Source organism: Microbulbifer sp. Q7, from assembly GCF_001639145.1.
Classification (GTDB): Bacteria; Pseudomonadota; Gammaproteobacteria; order Pseudomonadales; family Cellvibrionaceae; genus Microbulbifer.
On sequence record NZ_LROY01000002.1, the window covers coordinates 2,220,537 to 2,241,127 of the forward strand.

Genomic DNA, 20,591 nt, shown 5'->3' on the forward strand with positions numbered 1-20,591 from the left:
CGGGCTTCGTTGCTCCGGGCTTCGTTGCACTGGCCACCGTCTGACGTGTTCGCCAGGCCGGTGGCTGCGCGCTGAAGGGCTTAGAACTTACCCACCATATTGATGAACACGCCCTGGCTGTCGTAGTCGAGGTCGGTCAGGTCGTCAGAGAAGTCGGTAAAGTTGTAGCCGATACCCGCCTTGAAGTTGCGTCCCATCTGGCGATACAGCGCCACCAGGGCACCGCTTTTGCGGTCGCCGGCATCCGGCAGGTCCAGCAGGCGCCCTTCGATCAGCAGGTCCCATTTGTTCACGAAGTGCCAGTCGGCACGCAGCACATACAGGCTGGCAGCACTATCGAAAAACTCCGGGTTTTCCCGCTCCATACTCAACTGGCCCAGACGATAGGCGTACTTCGCGCCCAGGGTCCAGCGCTGGGTCAGGTCGTAATTGGTATCCACCGAGAAGATATGGCTCTTCTGCACAAACTCAATGGCACTGCTGCTACTGCCTGACGTCACCAGCACCTGGTCTCTGGTTGGCACGTTGTAGAAGTAGGTGTATTTCAGCAATGTGTTCCAGCGATCATTGTTCACCGGGCGGTAGGCGTAACCCATGACACCTTCGGTGAATTTGCCATCGTAAAATTGGCCCTGAGAACTTTCGCTATCGGAGTAATTCAGTTTGCCCACAAGACGCCAGTCCGGGCTGAGCTGGAAACTGAGCGTATTTTTTAACAGCCAGGTTTTGCGCTCGTTTTCCAATACGCTCTGCGGGTCGTCCTCGGTGCCGCTACCGGAAAGCGTCTGCATATTGTCCACCCGGTATTCCACCGCGCTGGACAGACGCAGGCTGCCATCGTTGAAGCCCATGCTGGCACCCATGGCGCGGCGCTCGGTTTCGGCACCGGTGCGTGGATCTTCCAACGTGCCCGCTTCCAGGCTGGTGCCGTAATTCCATTGATCACTGGGGGCCAGGTCCACACCCAGGGCGTGGGTGAGGCCGGTGGACACATCGCCGTGGGTGTAGCGCTCCTCACCGTAAATACTCGTGGTATCACTGAAGCGGCTGCGGAAACCACTATTCAGGTTACCCTTGCGCGCCCGCACCCCGGTATCCGTGCGCTCATTGTCGAGGGTGTAATTCAGGTAAAGATTGGTGCGGTCGGTTACCAGGAAATCGGTACCCAGGCGCGCCGCGGTGCCGGTGTCACCACCGGACAACTCGCTGTCGAGAGTCAGGCGATCACTCACCCGGTAAGCCCCACCAAAACCAACCCGGTTATTTTCATCCCGGTTGCCGGACAGCTCTGCCGTGCGCTGCACAAATCCGAAGGCGCTCCAGTCGGCTCCGGAATCGTAACTGGCCTGCACCGCCACATCGGTGCGCTCGCCCTGCTTTTGCGTGAGCGGCACCACCGGTGACAGGTCCGCGCGGGAATCTGCGCGGGCCGCGGCGGCGAGGCGCCAGCGGTCGCTCAGGCGATAGCCCAGTTCCACATCGGTGGCTTCGGTCTGCAGCCCCTGCTGCTGTTCACGGGTATCGGTCTTGAGGCCAATATCGAAACGCTCGCCAATGGGCACGCTCACGGCAGCACCGTACTGCTCCGTCTCGCGGGTAGCCAGCTGCCCCGGCGCCGCGAAGCCGGCCTCACGCTCTTGCACGTAAACCGAAGCGGAGCCGCGCATGCCCTCGAAGAAATCCCCCATCTGCACGGCGGCCTCGAATTTGCTGGCGCCGGCCTTGGCATCCGGATCCAGCGGCGTTTGCGCCGTATTGCCCTGATCAAAGCCACCGGGATTGAAGCTGTAACCACCGTCGAGGGACGAGAGGCTGTTGAGGGTGTTGCCCTGGCTTTCCGCCACTTCCACTTTCATCCAGGTGCCGGCGGTTTTGCGCAGGGTAAGATCCACTCCGTTCAGCGAGGACTCGTTATCTTCCTCATTCTGCTGGCTGACGCTCACCCCGATCTTCACATGATCCCCGGCCCAGTAATGCGCGCGGCCACCCACCGCCAGGGTATCCAGGTCATCAAAGCCCGGCGTGTATTCGTAGCGGGCCACCAGATATTGTGGATTGCCGTTATAAGAACCGTCCTGCACGATCAGGTTGTCGTTGGCGATGGCGGAGAGCGGGCGGTTCAACAGAATGCGGCCCTGAATGTAATCCACATCGTAGTCAATCACCGGGGTCAGGTTTTTCACCCCCAGTACGATGCCGGAATTTTTATCCCGCACCTCTACCCGCAGCCGCTCGGAGCCGGTGAGAATATCCTGGTGACGCATGTAGTAGAGGGAACCACCGGTTCCACGGAATTCATCGCGACCGGCAACGGTCCCCGGCTCCGCACTAAAGGCATCAACCTGGAACCGCTTGTCCCCAAAGCCGGTGACATCGTCCGTTTCAAAATGGAAATTGGCCCCGTAGAGCGCGCGGTCGATATGCGCCAGCTCGTTATCGGTGTAGGAAGCGTTGAAGTTACCCCACAGGCCGTAATCGTCGTAGTTTTCCAGCTTGATGTAGAACTTGCCGGAGGTGGGCGCGTCCTCCACCACGGTGGAGTCATCGCCAAAGGTGGGATAGTAGAGATCGCTGTCCAGACGACGAAACAGGGCGTCTGGGCTCTTCTCCATAAAATTGGTGAACAGGTCCTCTACCGGACCCTCCTCTGTATCCGCACTGGCCGCAAGACGCCAGCCATCGCCGAAGCTACCGCTGGTATAGAAGGCCAGACGACCGTCGTAACTGGCGGAGTTGTCGTAGTGGGTTTCGTCCCCGGTCACCAGCGCGGCCGGGCCGTTGGTGTCGTCCCGGGCAACGGTAAGGTCGGCAATACCCACGGTAAACCAGTCGTCGCGGGTGAATTCCAGATCCCGCAGGAACAGCTCGCCGTTGCCCGCATCATCCAGTACTGCCACCTCTACGGTGTGCAGGCCCTTGGCAAAAATTTCCTCAGCAACAAAATCGCCGGCGTTGCTCACCGGCACTTCGCGCCCCGCCAGCCACACGCTGTGATTGGTGGGAATATCTGTACCGTTCACCAGCACCGCATTGCCATTGACAGGAATATTCTGTTCGGCGAGACGGTTTTCCCCGTAACCCACCAACAGTTCCTGCTCGGTGGTGGCTTCTTGTAGCCGTGGTTCGAAATTGTCTACCAGCCACAGGGTCTGCGGCCGGGTTTCGTCGAAGCGCTGCTTCCAGTCATACACGCGCAGTACGTACTGCAGTTTTTTCAGCGGTGCCTGGTAGGACTCGAAGTCCGCGTCCCAGCTGCCCTCACCGTTCTGGTCCAGCGTGACCACTACCAGCGGCTCGTCGCGCAGGGACTGGTCTTCTTCAAAGATGCGCACTTCCGCGCGGGTAATAAACGACGGGTAATTGGTGTAGCGTTTGAACTGCACCCGGCTGTCGGCGATTTCCGTGGCCGGGTCATCGGCGTAACGGATGGTGCTCGGAAACGCGGTTACGTTCAGGCGCGGCTGCATGGCCTGATTGTCAAAGCGGAACTGGATATTGGCACTTTGCAGGGCCACGTCGGTGCAGCGCTGCAGGTCCGCCGAGTTTTTGTGCGGGTCGTATTCCGGCGCGCCGTCCACGGTAATACGCATCAGGTTGAGGGCGTAAGGGTTATAGGCTGCCGCCTCCCGCTGGATGCGTTCGATTTCCAGACGATCTGCTTCCGCAAGTATCGCGAGTTCGTCGTAGAGTACCTGCACCTCCACCCGCGCACCGTCCATGTGGATAAAGCCCGTCTCTACCACATCCCTGGACTCGACAAAGCCGCGGCCTTCAAACTCAACCTGCTCGTCGCTGAGGTCCAGATGCTGCTGTACCGCGCGCATGGCTTTTTCCGCGCGCGCCGCAGACAGGCCCACATCATCGCCATACACCATGGCCTCGCGGCGCTCCATACGCTGATTATCGCTGTAGCCAATAAAGCTCAAACGTACGTTCTGCTTGCCCGCCACTTCATCCATCAGGCGCTGCATCTGCGCAAGCTGCGCACTGGAGATCTGCGGATCACCGCTGTCCAGGAAAATGGGTGGGATATCGCCGGTGGGTGACTCGTGCGCAATGGTAATGGTTTCTGCGGCAGCGGACTCCGGGCAGGCCTGCAGGCCCTCGGCCGCGGTTTCCAGCAAGTCGTCGTACCAGAACTCCACCTCTACACGGCGGTTGAGGGAGCGCCCCTTGGCGGTGTCATTGGCGGCAATCGGCTGGCTGGCGCCTTTGCCGCTGCTGGTAACCATATAGCCTGGCAGATTCAGCTGATCCGCTACCGCCAGTGCCACCCGGCGCGCTTCCGCGCGGGACAACGCCATCTGGTCGTCGTAGAGTTCCGCCGGCCCCTCCGGCAGCGGCTTGCCATCGGTATGGCCGACAAAGTGAATGGTGAGATTGGGCTTTTCCAGTAGCGTATTACGTACTTCCTGCACCCGGCGCACAAAGGCGGCAGGCAGGTCTACCTGCCCCGGCTGCAGCCGTAGGGGTGATACGAGATTTTTGAGCCGCGCACGCTTGTCAGCACCGGCGGTATAGCGCAGCTGACATACGGTTTCCTGGCGACACACCTGTACCCGGTTGAGTTGCGCGGCCTCGGCACGGCGCTGCGCTTCCCGCGCCAGCTGATCCAGCTCAAAGTAGCGCAGCTTGACCTCTACCCGACGATTCAGCGTGCGCCCCTGCTGGGTAATATTTTCTGTCAGTGGTTCGCTGTCTCCGCGCCCCTCAAACAGAACGGCGGCTTCCGGCAATTCCAGCGCGGTCTGAAAAAACTCGGCGACGTATTGCGCGCGGGCTTCGGTAAATGCTGTTTTATCGGCGACGGCTTCCCGCGGGTCATCGGCCAGTGGATCACTGTCGGTGTGGCCGATGAAAATCAGTTGCAGTTCGTGCGCATCCTGCAGCGCTGCAAGCTTTTCCTGCAGCTGGGCAACCAGCTCCGGATCAACTTCATCCTCCAAGGTCTGATACAACAGCGGTGGCAATACATCGCTTTCCAGCACCGGCTGCTCGGGATCGATAAAGGCTTCCGCATCCTGCACCCACAGCTGGCCCGCTGCGGGAATCAGGGTGGTCTCGGTGTTGCTGCCCAGTGGCTTGTCAGTGTAATCAGCAGGGCTCTCGACCTGTGGCGCCAGGCCGGGAATTTTCTGCCACCAGGCGGTTTCTGCCGGGTGCTCTTCCGCACGTTCTTCCTGGCTTTGTGCGAGAACCACAGAGCTCGCCAGCGCCGCCATGCAAATGGCCAGTCTTAGTTGTGAGGGACGGGACATTACCGGGCTCCTCCCTGATCATCACTTCCGATCATTCGATTCACACTGCGTTTGAGCCCGTCCAGCACATTGCCACGCTCGGGCGGCGCGCCGCGGCGCCAGAAAATTTCAGTTTCGATACTCAGCGGGTAACAGCAGTCCAGTGCGGCCCAGTCTTCGGCAATGCGCGCCTTGATGGCTTGCAGGCGCCGGTCGACCAATCCTGGATCTTCATTTTCCGCCAGATAAGACAGGCGCAGCACCGAGGGTGCTTCCTGCAGGCGCTCCAGCAACAGTTCGGTGCGGGAACGCCACTGTGGACGCAGCTCGGTGGAGCCCGGCTCGAACACGGCTTCTGCCAGATCCAGACGCACCACCCGGTGCAGGCTGGTACCGAAGTTAAACTCCAGCATCTTGCCTCGGGTGGCGCGCTGTACCCGCGGGTTTTCCGTGGTCAGGCGGTAGCCGCTGGGCAGACTGCGGTCGTCCAGTTTGAGTACAAAGTTGGAACCACGATCCGGGTTGGGTACCGCCGCACAGGTAATGTGGAAACGACCGTGGGCATCGGTGGTGGCACGCAGGCCCTGCGCGGTTACCACGCGCGCTCCGGGCACACCGCCTTCGCCGCTGTCCTGGTAACCATTCAGGTTTTTATCGTCGTACACCTTGCCGATCACATCGGTACAGTCGAAGGTCGGGTCGGGGACCACGCGCACCGTCGCGGACGCCTCACCGGAAGCCTGCTGGCCGGAGAGCTCGTTGAACATGCGTGCGCGGTTAACATACTTGCCCTCGCCCACACCGGAGCCCACTACCAGCAACAGTTTCATGGTGCGGGTCTGTTCGCCCTCGGCGCGCAGATGCGGCCACTGCAATTGCAGGCCGTTCACTTCCGGCTCCAGCGCTACGCCATCCAGGTTTGCGGAACCGGCCACATACTTGAAGCCCGCGGGGAAATAATCCACCAGCTGCAGGTCGGTCAGTGGCACCGGCATGGTGTTGGTGAAGGTGATGGTGTACGGCACCAGCTGGCTGCGGGTCACGTTGGTCATGGCCGATGTCTTGGTCAGCGCCAGCGCACCTTCCAGCAGCGGATCCAGGGCAATATGGTTGTTAAACAACTGGCTGCTGCCCGGCTGGTTGGCGTCGTCCAGATTCAACCGCAGGTAGTAGTCCGTTTCACTGGCGCGCGCATCCATGTCGATGGAAGGCGGCTGCGCGGTGAGCTGGATTTCACAGTGATCCGGAGTGCCTGGAATCACATCGGCGGCACTGCCGAGACAAGCGCTCACATCAAACGCACCGGTATCACTGCCGGTCTGCGGCGGAATGATCTGGGACGGGCCCGAGGTGTAATTGTCGTTGGGCACTTCCACATCGATCAGGTAATCCGCGTTCACTGCACAGGCGGCGCTGCTGAAGTTCAGGTCGAACTTGTAGAAGCCCCCGGGCAGGGTCACCTGGTTCTGCTGCGCCGGGTCTTCGAAGCAACTCTCTGGCAACGGCTGGCCACTGGATGCCTGCAGCATGCGCACACGGGCACCGGCCACTGGTGCGCGGAGCACGGAATCGTAGATCACGCCATTGGGGGTAATCGGCAGATTCAGGTTCTGCGGGTTGGCGCCGGAGCCGATATAGATGTCGCGGATCTGCTGAGGACCATTGGTGTAGTCGGAGCTCGCAGTACCCAGGGATGCCGTGGAGTCCACCGCGTTGGGTGCCCGGTAGCGCAGCTCGTAGCTGGTGCCGGCCAGTTCCGCGCCTTCCATGTTGGGCACCAGGCCCGCGAACTGGAAGTAGCCGTTCTCGTCACTCTGTACGGTTTCCAGCAGTGCGTTGTTGAAGTACAGGTCTACGGTCCAGTTGCTGAGCAGGCGCTCTTCAGTGTCTGCTGTTTCACTGAAGTTCACATCGTGCCAGAGATAACCGGCCAGGTTGGCGATGCCCGGGGTACCGCCGATATCGATCGCCACCGTCGCCTCGATGTACGCCGGCGGATCGTTCCATTTCACCTGCGCGGTATTGACCACCGAATAACCCATGGCCAGGTTCTCACCCAGCTTGGCTTCAAAGCGCAGGGTAATGGTTTCGCTCGGCTGCAGTTCGCCATAGGTGGTGCTGTAATCCACCGTAATCAGCGAACCATCCACGAGGATGCCATCGGGCTGGCCATTCAGGCGCGCGGAGTCTTCCACGTAGGTGAGCACGCCCTCACCCGCCACCAGCAGGTCATCGTAAATGGTCACCAGACTCGCCGGCACCGCACTGATATTGGTGACCCGCACGATGTATTCCAGCACCTTGCCGGATTCCGCCGCGCCGCCACCGACCACGGCAACCTCCTTGGTGATGGACAGCTGCTGGGCATCGCCCACCACCACTTCCGTCGGCTGGGCGCCGTTGCTGCTATTGCCATCGGCGTCGGTCAGCGTCAGCGGCAGTTCCAGGCTGTACACATTGCCCTGGTTGCTGATGATGGTGCCGCGCTCGGTGTCCGCGTTGACCATCACATCAAACACGATGGTGGCCGTCTGCGCGGTGCTGATGATGCCCTCTCCGTCTACCGGCAGCGGCGGTGTGAGGTCGTCGCTACTGATGGGGATGCCGGTTACCAGCGGTGACTCTTCACCATTGTCTGCCACGGCGACGCCATTGAGCAGCGTGCTACCGGGCACATAGGTGGTGTGCTCGGGCACCAGGTCCACCAGGCGCGCTTCGGTCGCATTCTTGCCGCCGAGGTTGGCGACGGTAATGGTGTAACGCAGTACATCTTCCGGATCGACGATACCGGTGGTCATGTTGTCCACCACCAGCGCCACGGTTTTCTGGGCGCGAATCAACGGCACGTTGCCGACAATATCGATGGTGGGGTCGTCGGCCACTTCGGTGGTGGGGTCATCGGATGGCTGTTCATCGAGAGGCGTATTGTCACCACCGGCACCCGCACCATTGGCAAAGCCCTGGTTGGAAATCACGGTGCCATCGTTGACCTCATTGATGGTCACCTCAAACGTGATGATCGCCGCCTGGCTGCCGGTGGCAGCGGGGTCCGCGAGCAGGTAGCCGGCTTCCGCACCCGGCGACTGGATCGCCAGGGTTTGTGCGAGCGGCGTACTGCCATCCACATCCTCCACCGCCACACCATTCAGCGTGGTAGAGCCAGCAACGTAGTTGGTATTGGCCGGCACCTGGTCGCGCAGGCTGGCCTCCAGCATGTTCTCGTTGCCGATGTTTTCTACACGGATGGTATAGCGCAGGGTGTCACCAGGCATCAGGCTGTCCGGTTCGCCGGTCATGTCTTGCGACGTTTTTTCGACTTTAAAGACCGGGGCGGATTCGATGATGACACGGGTGGGATCTTCATCGCCGGCGACCTGCGGATCCGCAGCGCCATTGATATTCGGATCGTCACTGTCGATCAGCGGCTGGCCGGGCAATTCCACCTGGGCCTGGTTCAGCACGGCGCTGGCACTGTCGATCACGTTGATCAACTGCACCTGATACACCAGCTGCACTTCTTCGCTGCCGCTGCCGGCGGCGCCCAGGGCAATGTTGCGCACATCCACCAGGCCGGTGCCATTGGTTCCACCATTGGCATTGGTCGCGCTGCTATCGGCAGCCGCAGGCGCGCTGATCAGTTGCAGGGTACCGGGCGCGAACAGCGCTGGTGCGTTCAGGCGATCCAGCGCATCGGTGATCACAACGTTTTCCACATCCAGATCACTGAGGTTGCGCAGGGTAACGGTGTATTGCAGCACATCGCCCGGTGTCGCGGTGGTCGCCGGACTTTCACCGGCGGTGATGTTTTCCACCACTTTTTCGAACACCACGCTCGGCACCGCGGCAATCACGGTGAACACGTCCTCGTGGTCTTCCATGGACGGTGTACCGTCGGGGGGCTCGGCCGCATAAGTGCGCTCGTAAACCCGCGCATCCGGACCGGTACGGTCCCAGCTGTACCAGCGCTCAGCGCCGGCCACGTTATCCAGTGCAGTGCCGTCGACGGTGTTCTCATCCAGCCAGGCGTCGTAGGCAAACTGCAGATGATGATCCGCGGGTACTACGGCATTGGCGCCAAGAGTAGTGACCGTGAGGGTACAGTTTTCCGCATCGAATACCGCGCTGAAATCACTGCCCTCGCTGAGGGATGCCACGGGATTGCCAGCAGCATCCACCACCGCAGCAACAAAGTTGGCCGGCGGTGTCGCACACATGCCGCCCTGTTCCGTGCTGGGCAGGAAATCTCTTACGGTCAGATCCCACGCCGGACCGCTGCCGCGGTTGTGCACATTCAGGGTGAAGCGGCCGGCCAGACCGGACTGCACCTGCGCATCACCGGTTTTGTTCATCACCAGCTCGTAGGGCTCGACAATCTCGATGGGTGCCGAGTACTCACTGACCTCGCCCATGCCGCGACCCGCAGCCGGATCGTCATTGGCGTAGCTGTAGCTGTAACTGGCGCGGGAAGTAAAGGCGTTTCCGAACTGGTTCTGCGCGGTATCGCGCAGGCGCAGGGTCACGTCGATGACGGCTTCGTCACCGGCCTCGACATCAATACCGCTGGTGTTATCCACAATAGTCAGCAAGCCGCCATCCACGGAACCCTGCGGATTGAATGCAATATTGCCGGAGACCTGCATAACCTCTACAAAGGCCAGATCCACCGGATCGATCCCGGAGTCCGCGAGGTCCATCAGGATCGCCACATCGTGCAGCGCACCCACGGCTGGAATCGTCAGGCGATAAACAAAGGGCTCGCCGATCGACGCCTGTTCGCGAGTGGTCGGCTCAACCGCGATCTGCAATGGCTCCGCATCCGGGGTGCTAAAAATTACACTCACCGCGTCACTGGGGCCGTAGGGCTGGCGGTTATCCAGCACCGCACCTTCGGGAATCTCGCTTTCGCCGAAGGAGTAATACCATTCGATGTACGCGTTGTTGCCGATTTGCAGACCGGCGGCGAGGTCGCTGTCCGTCGCTACCTGATAGACGACCTCGAGCACACCGCCCGCGGGAATTTCGTTAACGAAATTCCACACGGCTTCACCGGTGGCAGCATCAAACGTCGGCTGCAGCGGGTTCGTTGTATTGCCGTTGACGGAAACCGTCTCAACACCAGCCTTGCGCATGCCTACCGGAATCACATCCCGCAGCACAATGTCATACGCCGGTGCGGAGCCGTTATTGGTCACAGTGGCGGTGAAGGTGATCGCCTGGTCCGGTATCAGCGCAGCGCTGCCATCAGGATTAGCGGTCAGCGCAAACGCCAGATCCGGTTGCAGCAGGGTCAGGACCTGCTCCGCCAGCAACGGCGTGCTGGGCCCGGCAGCGGTGTCGAACTGGAAACTGGCCGCATTGCGCATTTCGATGCTGGCTGTGTTCAACGGCAGCACATCGCGCTGCACGCGCGTGCGGTAGGTAATCACCAGCTCGTCGCCGGTGCTGTTCACCAGCGAACCAAAGTTCCAGGTGACTGCGCCCGCGGCTTCGGCCATTGGTTCTTCGGCCAGCGCATAGCTCATACCGTCGGCGGCAATGGAAACCGTATCCACAAACACCATACCCTCAGGCAAGGTGTCGGTAACAACCGCATTCGGCAGCGTACCACGCTGTAGACCCAGGCGCAGTTCGTAGGTCACCAGATCACCAATGCGCAGCTCACCGTCATTGAGCGGCGCGGTTTCACTGACCACGTTTTTCTCGAACGTCGCCGTGTTGTTGATGACCAGCGGCGGCAGCTGCTCGGGACCGAGGAAGTAATTGTTCAGCGCCGCAGGGTCCGGCATCCCGGAGCCATCGCGCTCTACATGCTGCGGCCCGCCAGCCTGACTGGTCCACTGTACGCTGGCGCTTCCAGTCAACTGCTGGCCGGCGAGGACGCTGTCGAGAACCCGCACATCAAATTCCAGAGTGCGAGTTTCACCCGTGGGAATATCTGTACTGGCAACGGCATTCCAGTTCAGGCTCTGCGCGGTATTGATACCGTCGCCGGTAACTGCCGGCTCAGCCATCGGCACGCCGTTAAAGGTCGCGCTGCCGGCCTGATAGGCCCAGCCCATGCTCAGTTCTTCCAGTACGGAGAGATCGTAGGCGGTGGAGCCGTTCGCACCCTGCTCTGCCAGCGTCAGGCTGAAGCGATAGAGATCGCCGGCCACCGGTTCGGGATTGCCGCTCTGGTTGACCGCGCTCTGGGTCAGGGCCAGCTCCGGCTCGACGATGGTGAGGGTCGCGGAGCCGCCACCCATTTCCGTCACTACACCGGCTTCGTCATAGGTATAGGTCGCGTTGATATTGTAGGTCTGTCCGGACTGGGCGGCATCGACATTGGCGACCCAGCCGGTGAAGACAATTTCACGCACTTCATTGGGCGGGATGTCACCCACGTCGATGGTAAATGTCTCACCATCGGGGACGGTTATCGGATTACCACCGATAGTGACGGCATCCAGCACAATCACCGTATCGCGGCCCTGGAGCGTATTTTCAACCTTTACATTCGCCAGGGTGGAGCTGGCAATCGGGCTTGCCGGTACGGTGATGCGGTAGCTTACCGGCTCACCAATCGGCGCGCGGCCATCGGAGGGCTCCATCAACTGCAGCGTTAGATTTTCCGGGTTTGCCACCGAGGTCATCAGCTGGAAACAGTTCGCGGACAGCGCGGATTCACAGGCCGGCGCGGTACCTTCGTACAGACGGCTGCTGGTGCTGTCGATATCGTTGGAAATGTAGTTGTCGATATGGAAGCGGTTGTACCAGGTGTGGCCGCTGGGAATATCGAGATTCAGGCCGACTTCGTAATCGATCTGGATAGTCGCGTTTTCAGGAACTACATCGGCGAGGGTAAATTCGATAATGCCCGCATTCACCGTGTGGGTGTAATTCGCGGCCATACCATCGATCAGAACCTGCGTAATGTTGAGCGAAGCCTCATCGTATTCCGGGTTGGCCGGATCGATGTTCAGGGTATCGGCAATTACCATTCCATAGGCCGGCGCACCGCCGGTGTTCTGTGCCTGCAGGCGGAAATTCATCACCTCGTTGGCGATATCCACAACCGTGTGCGGGCTGGTAACGCCGGAGCGGGAATCGGTTTTCTGCAGGTTGGTGACATTCGGCTGTACCACCCAGATGCTCGCCTGATCCTGCAACAATGTTGTAGCACCGTCGTAAGTTAACTCGGCGCTGTTCGCGCGCTCGATTTCACCACTGCCCGCGGGGAATACGGTCTCATCATCCAACACTAACGCGGTATAGACGATGGTGAACGGCGGTGTGGAATCGCTCTGCGCGTCGATATCGCCCAGCTGCCACTGCAGCGTGCCGGTGGCACCCGGCGTCGGCTCAACGGGAGCCTGGGAACAGGTAAATCCGTTGACGCCACAATCGATGTTATCCACAGAGACCAGTTCCAGGCCCGCGGGTAACTGGTCGGTAACCACTACATTGCGGGTGATGCCCGGCTGGACAAACAGGTTCAGGGTGTACTGCACGGTATCGCCAATCCGCGCGCGGTCCGCCGCACCCCACGCATCGGCAACAGCCGTTTTGCTGAAGTCGGTGCTGTCCTGGGTAGCGACGCTTTCATTAACAAAGCTGCAGTATGTATTCGGTGCCACGGCATCCGGACAACCGTCACCGTGACGCTGGTAAACACCGGGATAAGTGTCCTGGCCGGGCACACCGTGATCGAGCGACGTCCAGTCCACGTGCACGATATTCTCGATTGCACTGCCAAAGGCAGACAGTACCGTGGTGTTGTAGATCAGCGTGAGGGATTCGCCGGGGCCGATATCCAGACTGTTGTCACCATTTTCACGACCCCACACAAACGCACCATCCGCACGGGTGCCGGGCATGTAGTCGGCACCGTCGACGGTCGCACTGTCTAGGCGCAACTGTTCCGGCAGCAAGTCGGCAATGTTGACGTCGTAGGCGGTGGAAACATTGGCACCGGACGCATTGGTGATGGTGATGGTGTAGTCGAGCGTATCGCCACTGACCGCGCTCGCGGCACTCGCGGTTTTGGTCACCGTCAGTTGCGGCTCTGCCACCTCGATCGGACCCGAATCCGCTGTCAGCGTGGTCGGTGCGTTCAGGTAATCCAGCTCCGCGCTGTTGGAAAGCGCCGTGCCCGCCACCACGCTGCCGGTATTCTCGATACGCGCGACGTAGTAAATGTGAATAACCGGGTCGATCGCATTGGTGGCGCCGTCTCCGGTGTCATCTTCGGTTTCGGTCTCGACCTTGCCGATATTCCAGGACAGCACACCGGTATCGCCGTTTTGCGGCAAGGCGCCGGCAAATTGTCCACAGGCAGCATCCGGCGCCTGGTCGTTGATGGTGCGGATAGTGCTGTCGTATTCACAGCGGATTTCGTAACCGTGCGCGGGATCGGCGATGGCGTAACCCGCAGACAGGGTATCGGTCACCACCACGTTTTCGGTCACGCCCTCGGGCAGACGGATATCTAGGCGGAAAGTACGGTGCGCGCCGATGGCCCGGGACTCTGGGGTGCTGCCGTTTTCGGTGATGTCTTCTTTCAGCAGCGCCAATCCGGCCACCGCGGCATCCACGGTTTCACTAACGGTTTCGTAGTCATTGATCGCATCGCCCGCGCGTGGCAGCGCACCAATACGCTGGCCGTCCAATGCGCCATCAACGCCGATCTGATCAGCGGGATTCAGTGCAGTGTTTTGCCCGGGCAGTGAAGTCCAGACCGCTTGCGCAGCATTTTGCAACAGCTGGTGCGGCCGGGCGGTTTCGTCCACGGTCACCTCGAAGGTGACTTCGCGGCTTTCCCCCGGCGCCAGCGGATTTTCCGGATTCCACACAAATACCGGCTGATTGCTGCCGAAGGTGGTGGTATCGACACTATCCGGTGGAGTGCTGCCACCGACACTCCCGGAAACAAACGTCATCTCGCTATCGAGCAGGTCGTCCAGAATCCGCAGGTTATAGGCATTGGCGGTACCGTTGTTGGTGGCGGTCAGCGTGATGGTGATGGTATCCGCGGCATCGATATCGCCGCTCGGCGCATCCCAGCTTTTACTCAGGGCGATCAATGGCTCGGTGACCTGCACCTCTACCTGGCCGTAATCGAGGCTGTTATCGGTGCCGCTTTCGTCACGCCACTCCAGCGTGGCGCTGGTCGCCGGCACACCATTGACCAGCGCAGTTCCATCGTTATTGTCCGCGCTGTTCTGTACCCGGGCGATAAACTTGAGTTCAAACGTGAAACGGTTGGGATCCCTGTCTGACGACGGATTGGAAAGTACCACGTCACCGAAAGACCACTGCACCTGATTGTCGGAACAGACGGGTGTGACATCCCCAACATCGCTTAGATCGGGGCGCTTGAAACCGGCCGCACTCCAGGGTGCGTCGGTAGAGAGGTTGATGGTGGGGGCATCTGCACACATCAGTCCCACGGGCAGCACATCGGTGACCGTGAGCGCGCGCAGCTGCGCCACCGGCAGTTCCGCGGTCAGGGTGTATTCGATTTCCTCACCGATTTTCACCGGCTGTACACCACTGCCCACCAGCGATGTTTCCGACAGGGCGGTGATCGTTTTAGGCTCGGTGGTGGGCTCGCTGAAGGTAATGGAAGCCGTGGCCTCGGTATCCGCATCGCCAGCAGCCGGGTAGATACGCGCACCGCCCAGCTCCCCACTGCCCGGGGTAACCACAGTCTGGTTACTGTGGTCGTTCCCGCTGCCTTCCAGGGAATCGTAGTAGGTAACCTTTACGTTATTCGTCAGCGTTTCAGACGGGGCAATGCGATCATCCGGATCCACGCGGTAGTACATATGCACACTGGCGCCGGAGTCGAGACGGCGCAGCCCAGTGCCGTCCACGCCTTGGGTGTGGGAGAAGGTGATGGTGGTCGGATTCCCATCGTTCATCACGTTGCCGACAATAACGCCTTCTTCACCGGGCTCATCGATGACCCCGTCGCCGTCGTTGTCGATGCCGTCGCTGTCCAGATCTTCGATAAACAGCAGGTCCGGCAGGGTATCTTCAACGGTCAGGTCGTATACCGGCGGGCGCGGATGACCGCCCGCATCAGCCTCACTGGTAACCGACAGGCGGTAGATGTAGTCATTAGTAGTGACCGCGCCCTGGTAATCTTCGGTCCAGCCAGCACCACAGGAACCGGTGCCGTTATCGAAATCAGAAGCCGCGCAGATTTCCTTGACCACCGTGATTCGGGGCTCGGTTACCACCACGTCGACGCGACGAATGGGCTCCTTCGGATAGCCGACAGTCTCACCACCGCCGTAACTGCCAAAGTTGTAGGTTTCCCACTCACCGGTATTGTTGTTGAAGAATGTCCCCTTGAAGGAGGAGTCCAGTACATTGGCGCTGTTGTTGCCATGCAGGTTGGGTGCCGCCCGGTCGTTCTGCATCTTGTTGAGCAGACGACTGGTGGTATTGATCGTGAACCACTGATCAATGTCGATCACGTAGTCGTCATTGGGCGCGCCGGAGAATACGGAAGACTCTGTCCCGGTAAATCGCCAGCCAAACGGACTGAGCTCCCCCAGGGTCGTGGTACCCGGATCATTGGGAGCCTGGGTGGCTCCAGCGATCTGCGGTGTGACTACCGGTGCCGTACTGGAGATAAAGCCCTGTCCGTCCGGAATCAGGTCCAGCACCTGAATATCCCGCACACCAATAAAATTGAAGCCGCGGGAATCAAATCCGAACCAGCCGCCAGTCTGGATGCGCACGGTACACTCTTCACCAATCTGAACGTGCTCGGCAGGCTTGGCCTGGCCGGGGAATGTATCGGCCGCAGCGCGAGTTACACCATCTGTATTTTCATTACACACCCCGAGATCTGGCACACCGCCATAGTTACCCGAGCTGGTATCACCCGCGGTCACTTGGTCTTTCTTGAGGTTAAAACCGATTCCCCGCGACCAGTGCGCGTCCAGCGAGTAAAGGTTGCCGCGGTCGACTTCGCCGTCGGTACGGGTATTGCCCGCGTTGCCCGGCGCCGGAAACCAGAGGGGATTGCCGTTGGTAATGGCCGAAGGATTGTTGACGACGACTGAGGAAATACTGCGGTTACCACCATTGGTGACCTGATTTACGCCGATATTACGGGTATTCACCTGGGTGGCGGGGATCGTGAAGTCGCTCAGGGTAAAAATTTCACCAACAACGTCTGCACGAAACGTCAGGTCATCGGCAGCAATCCCGGCGGGGTCCGTGGTCTTGTTCACTTCAAAGTTGAAGGTCGCACTGCTGCCCGCGGCCAGCGCAGCATTCAATTGTGAGCCGCTAGGCTGGCACTGATACACAGTGCCATCACTCGGCAGCAACATATGCATCTTGTTGACTTCATCGGGCGCGGGGTTCACCGCCCACACCTTAAAGGGGTCCGGGTGCCCCATGGGGCGGCCATTGCCATCCACACTGGTCTGAGTGACGCTGGTCGCGGCACAACTGAAGCCTGCTGGCGCTGAACTGCCGACCACATTGATGGTCGCACCAAAGCTGATGAATACGCTGAAATCGCGCGCTTCGTCGCCGCCGCGGTTAGTCACGGTGACGGATAGCGGCGTAGTCTGTGTGCGGTCATCGGTGATAATGAAGGTGGGCTCGTTGATGTTTACATCGAGCTCCTCCGGCGCAAAATCTACGGGTGTACCCGCATCGTTCGCGGCAAAAGTGTCGTTTACCCCGTTACCCGTCATGGTGGACTGCAAAACGCCCTGTGTATCACACAGCGTTTTCACCTGAACGGTCAGGGCGTTATCAAGAGCGGAAAAGGGGCTGAGATCCGGATCTGTCGGCTCCGGTCTCTGATTCAGGTTAACGGAAGAAAGCTCCTCCAGAACGTCCAGATCCGCCGCGCGATCGAAATAGTCCTTTTCTTTCATCACCACCGCAAAACGGATAACGACCACGTCGCCATGACGCATCAAACCGGTGCTTTCTTCCACCTGATCGGGATCGCTATCACTTGAGCTGCTGGTAAGTTTGAATTGTGGCTCGGAGTTATTGAGGTAGGCGCTTTCATTGCCCGAGGCACCCGGAATCGGACCGTTGGCATTGACCCAATCCAGGGTATCCACCCGCCCCTCGTAAGCACCATACAGGGAGAACGCATTCTCAAAGGTGGGCTCAAAGCTTGGGTCGACCACATATTCGCTTGGCAGAACATTGCTCAAGTGCCAGGCCATGCTGGGATCAAACCAGACGGTACCACGCCCTTCATTGCGCAGAGTGATGGTCATCAAACCGCGAGTACCCACCGGACCCGTGCCGGTAATACCGGTCAGCTGCCGCTCCACCCGCAAAGCATTGGTGCCACCATTCAGCCCATAGTAAGCATCCAGAAAACTAGTTTCGTCCTGCCCTGAGTCAATGCCACCCGGTGGTGTCTGCACAGCGCAGCCGAACTGCACATCTTCAAAACTGTTGGTCAAACGACCGGGTGCACAGGAACCGCTGCCATGAATCTTACCGACCACATAAAGGTTGATATTGTCACCGGCACGGATATCGATCGCATCACTGGAGGTACCGGCGATCACCGAATCCACGGTGTTTGCATAGGGGGGAGGGATATCATCGTTATGCCCAAACGGTGCGGCCACACTCCAGTCGGCCAGCACGGCACCAGTAGCAGCATCCGTCGCCACACAATTTGAGCCTAGAGGCAACACCCCATTTTGAGCGGCAATGGCATTCGCCTCCGCAGCTGAGGGGCACACGTAATTCGCATCCATCACATCCGCGCGGCTCAGCAGGTCATCGATACGCAGGTCCTGCAGCGGGGCATTGCCCGTGTTCCGGATATTGATTCGCCAAACGATGTCGTCGTCGTTGTGACCGAATACCTGATCGCTGCGGGTATTCTGGCGCTGACCGCTGTCGTAGTTCCACCCTTGTTTGTTGAGGGCAATACCCGGCTCGCGGACATCAATGCCCGCACTGTGCTGGCTGTCGGGACGGGCGTAGTTCTGCCAGAAGTCGGTAGGGTAATTATCCGGGTCCTCCGACCCTGAGCAGCGGTTGCCGCCGCAGCCGTCATACCAGGTATTGTCATTGCGGAAGTTTTCCCGCTGCCCGGGGACATCGTCACAGCCGTCCGCCATCGTGTAATCGATAGTAGCGGTGGCCTGGGGCGCTGTGCCGAAGAGGGACTCGGGGCTGTTGGTTGGCGGGCGGTGTACCGGGATACGCAAGGTAACGGTATTGCCCGGAGGCAGGTCCAGCATATTGTTGACGGAAACCGTGCTGGTACCACTGAGCGTGCCACCCAGCGGCAGTGTTGGGGTTACCCCCGTGTAAAGCTCCAGGCCGTCAGTCAGGGTGATCGTCAGGCCACCAGAGTTTCTGAAATTGAGCGACGGGTTTGCCGAGCCATAGTCCGCATTGCGACGCGTCTGGGTGCGCGTATCACCATTAATAGTGACCACGCGTGTTTCATAGGGCTGGTCGCCATCGTCAGCATTGGTGCCCTGCCGGTAGGGGTTGGTAATCTGAATTTCTACGTAGCCGTAGCTACAAAAATCACAGTAGCTGTTCTGTACCGTAACCAGATTAGTGGGCGGGTTCTGCTCACCCACCACACACATGTTGGTAAAGGCGGCCAAGGCCTGACCGGAGCCCAACAGTAGCGCGACGGAAAGCAGCCACCGCACTGAAGATCTCAGTGCCGCAGGTGCATTTCTGAATAATTTTCGCCCAGTTACTTCAGACTTCATCGCTTTCCGCTGCCAGTGAAATAAGTATTTCGAGAACTGCCGCACAGGCGGCACTACCGGGGGAGGGGCCGGTCGCGGAACTTTATTGGAAGGGGCAATTTGGCACCGTGAAGCAAGTCATAGTTGCAGCGGCATGGGGGGAATTTTTTCTACCTTTGCCAAACAGTTCTCAGGCAAAGCTCAGGTAGTTTCTTAAGAATGAAAACCACCACTCAGGCCTTGACCCGAGTGGTGGTTTTTTAACCTCTCCGTTACGCCGCCGGCAGGAAGTCGATCGGGTAAAGGATGGTGATGGTAGGCACACCCTCTTTGGGCCCGAAGTTGAACCGCTTCACGCGGGCAACAATCTTGCTGTCCAGGGTGGGCGAGTCCATATCGCTGCTTTCTACCGAGGCCAGCGAAACAGTCCCGTCCGGCTCAATGGTGATTTTCAGCACCATCTTGCCTTGCAGCGCCGGGTTATTGCGCAGTTCGCGATTGTAGATCCGGTACAGTGCCGACTTGTAGCGGTCGAACACGATCTGGATCTCCTCGTCGGTACGGGACGGGCCCACACCATCGCTGAGCGGCCGCTCTTCGCCGGCAAAGTCACCCTCGGTGCCGATGCCGCTGGACACCCGCGAGAAGCTCACACCATCCAGCGCCGTACCCACACCACCGGCGTTGCGGCTGAGCGCGGCGGTATTGATACCGTCGGAGCCAGACTTCGCGGCCGCGGTGATCAGCGAGCGCTGACTGCGATTTTCTTTCTTGCCAGCCGTGCTGAGCTGGGTCTGCTGGCCGAGGCGATTGTCGAGGTCGTCCTGGATTAAATCCTGGAAGTTGTCCTTGAAGGCCAGTACCCCGGCGCGCTCCACCTTCTTGCGCACCTGCTTTTTCTCCACATTGGAGGGCTTGGGTTCTTCCTTGGCTACCTGCTGCTTGGGCTTTTCAGGCTCGGGCTTTTTCTCTTCCGGCTTCTTCACCACCGGTTCGGGTGGTGGCTTCGGCTTGGTTTTCTTTTCCAGCACGAGTTTGGCCAGGCGCTCGGGCACTTCGACTACTTCGTTTTCATCAGGCTCCGGCAGCTGCCATAGGTGGATACCAAAGCCGAGGAAGAAGGCCGCCAGCAAGCAGGCGAGCAGGCTCCGGCGGAAGCGCCGTTCATCATCGCCATTGGTATTCCACGGCATGATGGCATTGCGGAAGGCACCATCACCCAGCTCGCGGGTGACTTCGTACTCGTAGTGAATCTCCTCTTCCTGCTGGCGAATCTCGCGGAACTCGGCGTCGAGGTCGAAGAGGTCATCCCGGCAGTCTTCCATCTGGTCCTGAAGTTTGCGCTTACGCTCAAGCAGCAGATCCAGGTTCGCATGATAGATGCTGACGGTTTTCTGCAGGCGATGAATCAGGGCCTTGGACGCATCCTGCTTGTAGTGCTCTGCCCAAAAAAGATCGCCGGCTCCGGCATCCTCGAGCTTTGCGAGACGATCGGAGATCTCATCGAGCAGCTGGTGCTTGGCCCCGTCTTCGCGCAGCGATTCCAGCTTGCCATCAACCTGACCATACTCGGCTTCGAGCATGGCCAGCTGCTGGCGAACCGCTTCCTGCTTCGCTGTCAGTGCCTGTTTCTGTTGATGAAAATTATTCACAA

The 20,591-nt window shown here is 59.7% G+C and carries 3 protein-coding genes; all 3 read right to left on the bottom strand.

What is annotated here, in order from left to right; genetic code table 11:
* Positions 1-80: 80 nt before the first annotated feature.
* The 3 genes from AU182_RS14915 to AU182_RS14925 all read right to left on the bottom strand — a co-directional run bounded on the left by AU182_RS14915 (position 81) and on the right by AU182_RS14925 (position 20,589).
* The gene (locus AU182_RS14915; protein WP_066966933.1) at positions 81-5,258 is read right to left on the bottom strand and encodes an OmpA family protein; all 5,178 of its coding nucleotides are present in this window, start codon (positions 5,256-5,258) and stop codon (positions 81-83) included.
* Entirely contained in the window at positions 5,258-18,895 is a 13,638-nt protein-coding gene (locus AU182_RS14920; RefSeq protein WP_066966936.1) for a DUF11 domain-containing protein, read from the bottom strand. The genes AU182_RS14915 and AU182_RS14920 overlap by 1 nt, the downstream gene beginning before the upstream one ends.
* A gap of 314 nt (positions 18,896-19,209) precedes the next feature.
* Positions 19,210-20,589 (bottom strand): TonB family protein, encoded by a 1,380-nt coding sequence (locus tag AU182_RS14925; RefSeq protein ID WP_066966938.1) that lies wholly within the window; start codon positions 20,587-20,589, stop codon positions 19,210-19,212.
* Between the last annotated feature and the right edge of the window lie 2 nt (positions 20,590-20,591).

What these genes read in the sequence shown, in the direction of transcription:
- AU182_RS14915 (WP_066966933.1), bottom strand. Translation starts at nt 5,258, where the DNA reads ATGTCCCGTCCCTCACAACTAAGACTGGCCATTTGCATGGCGGCGCTG.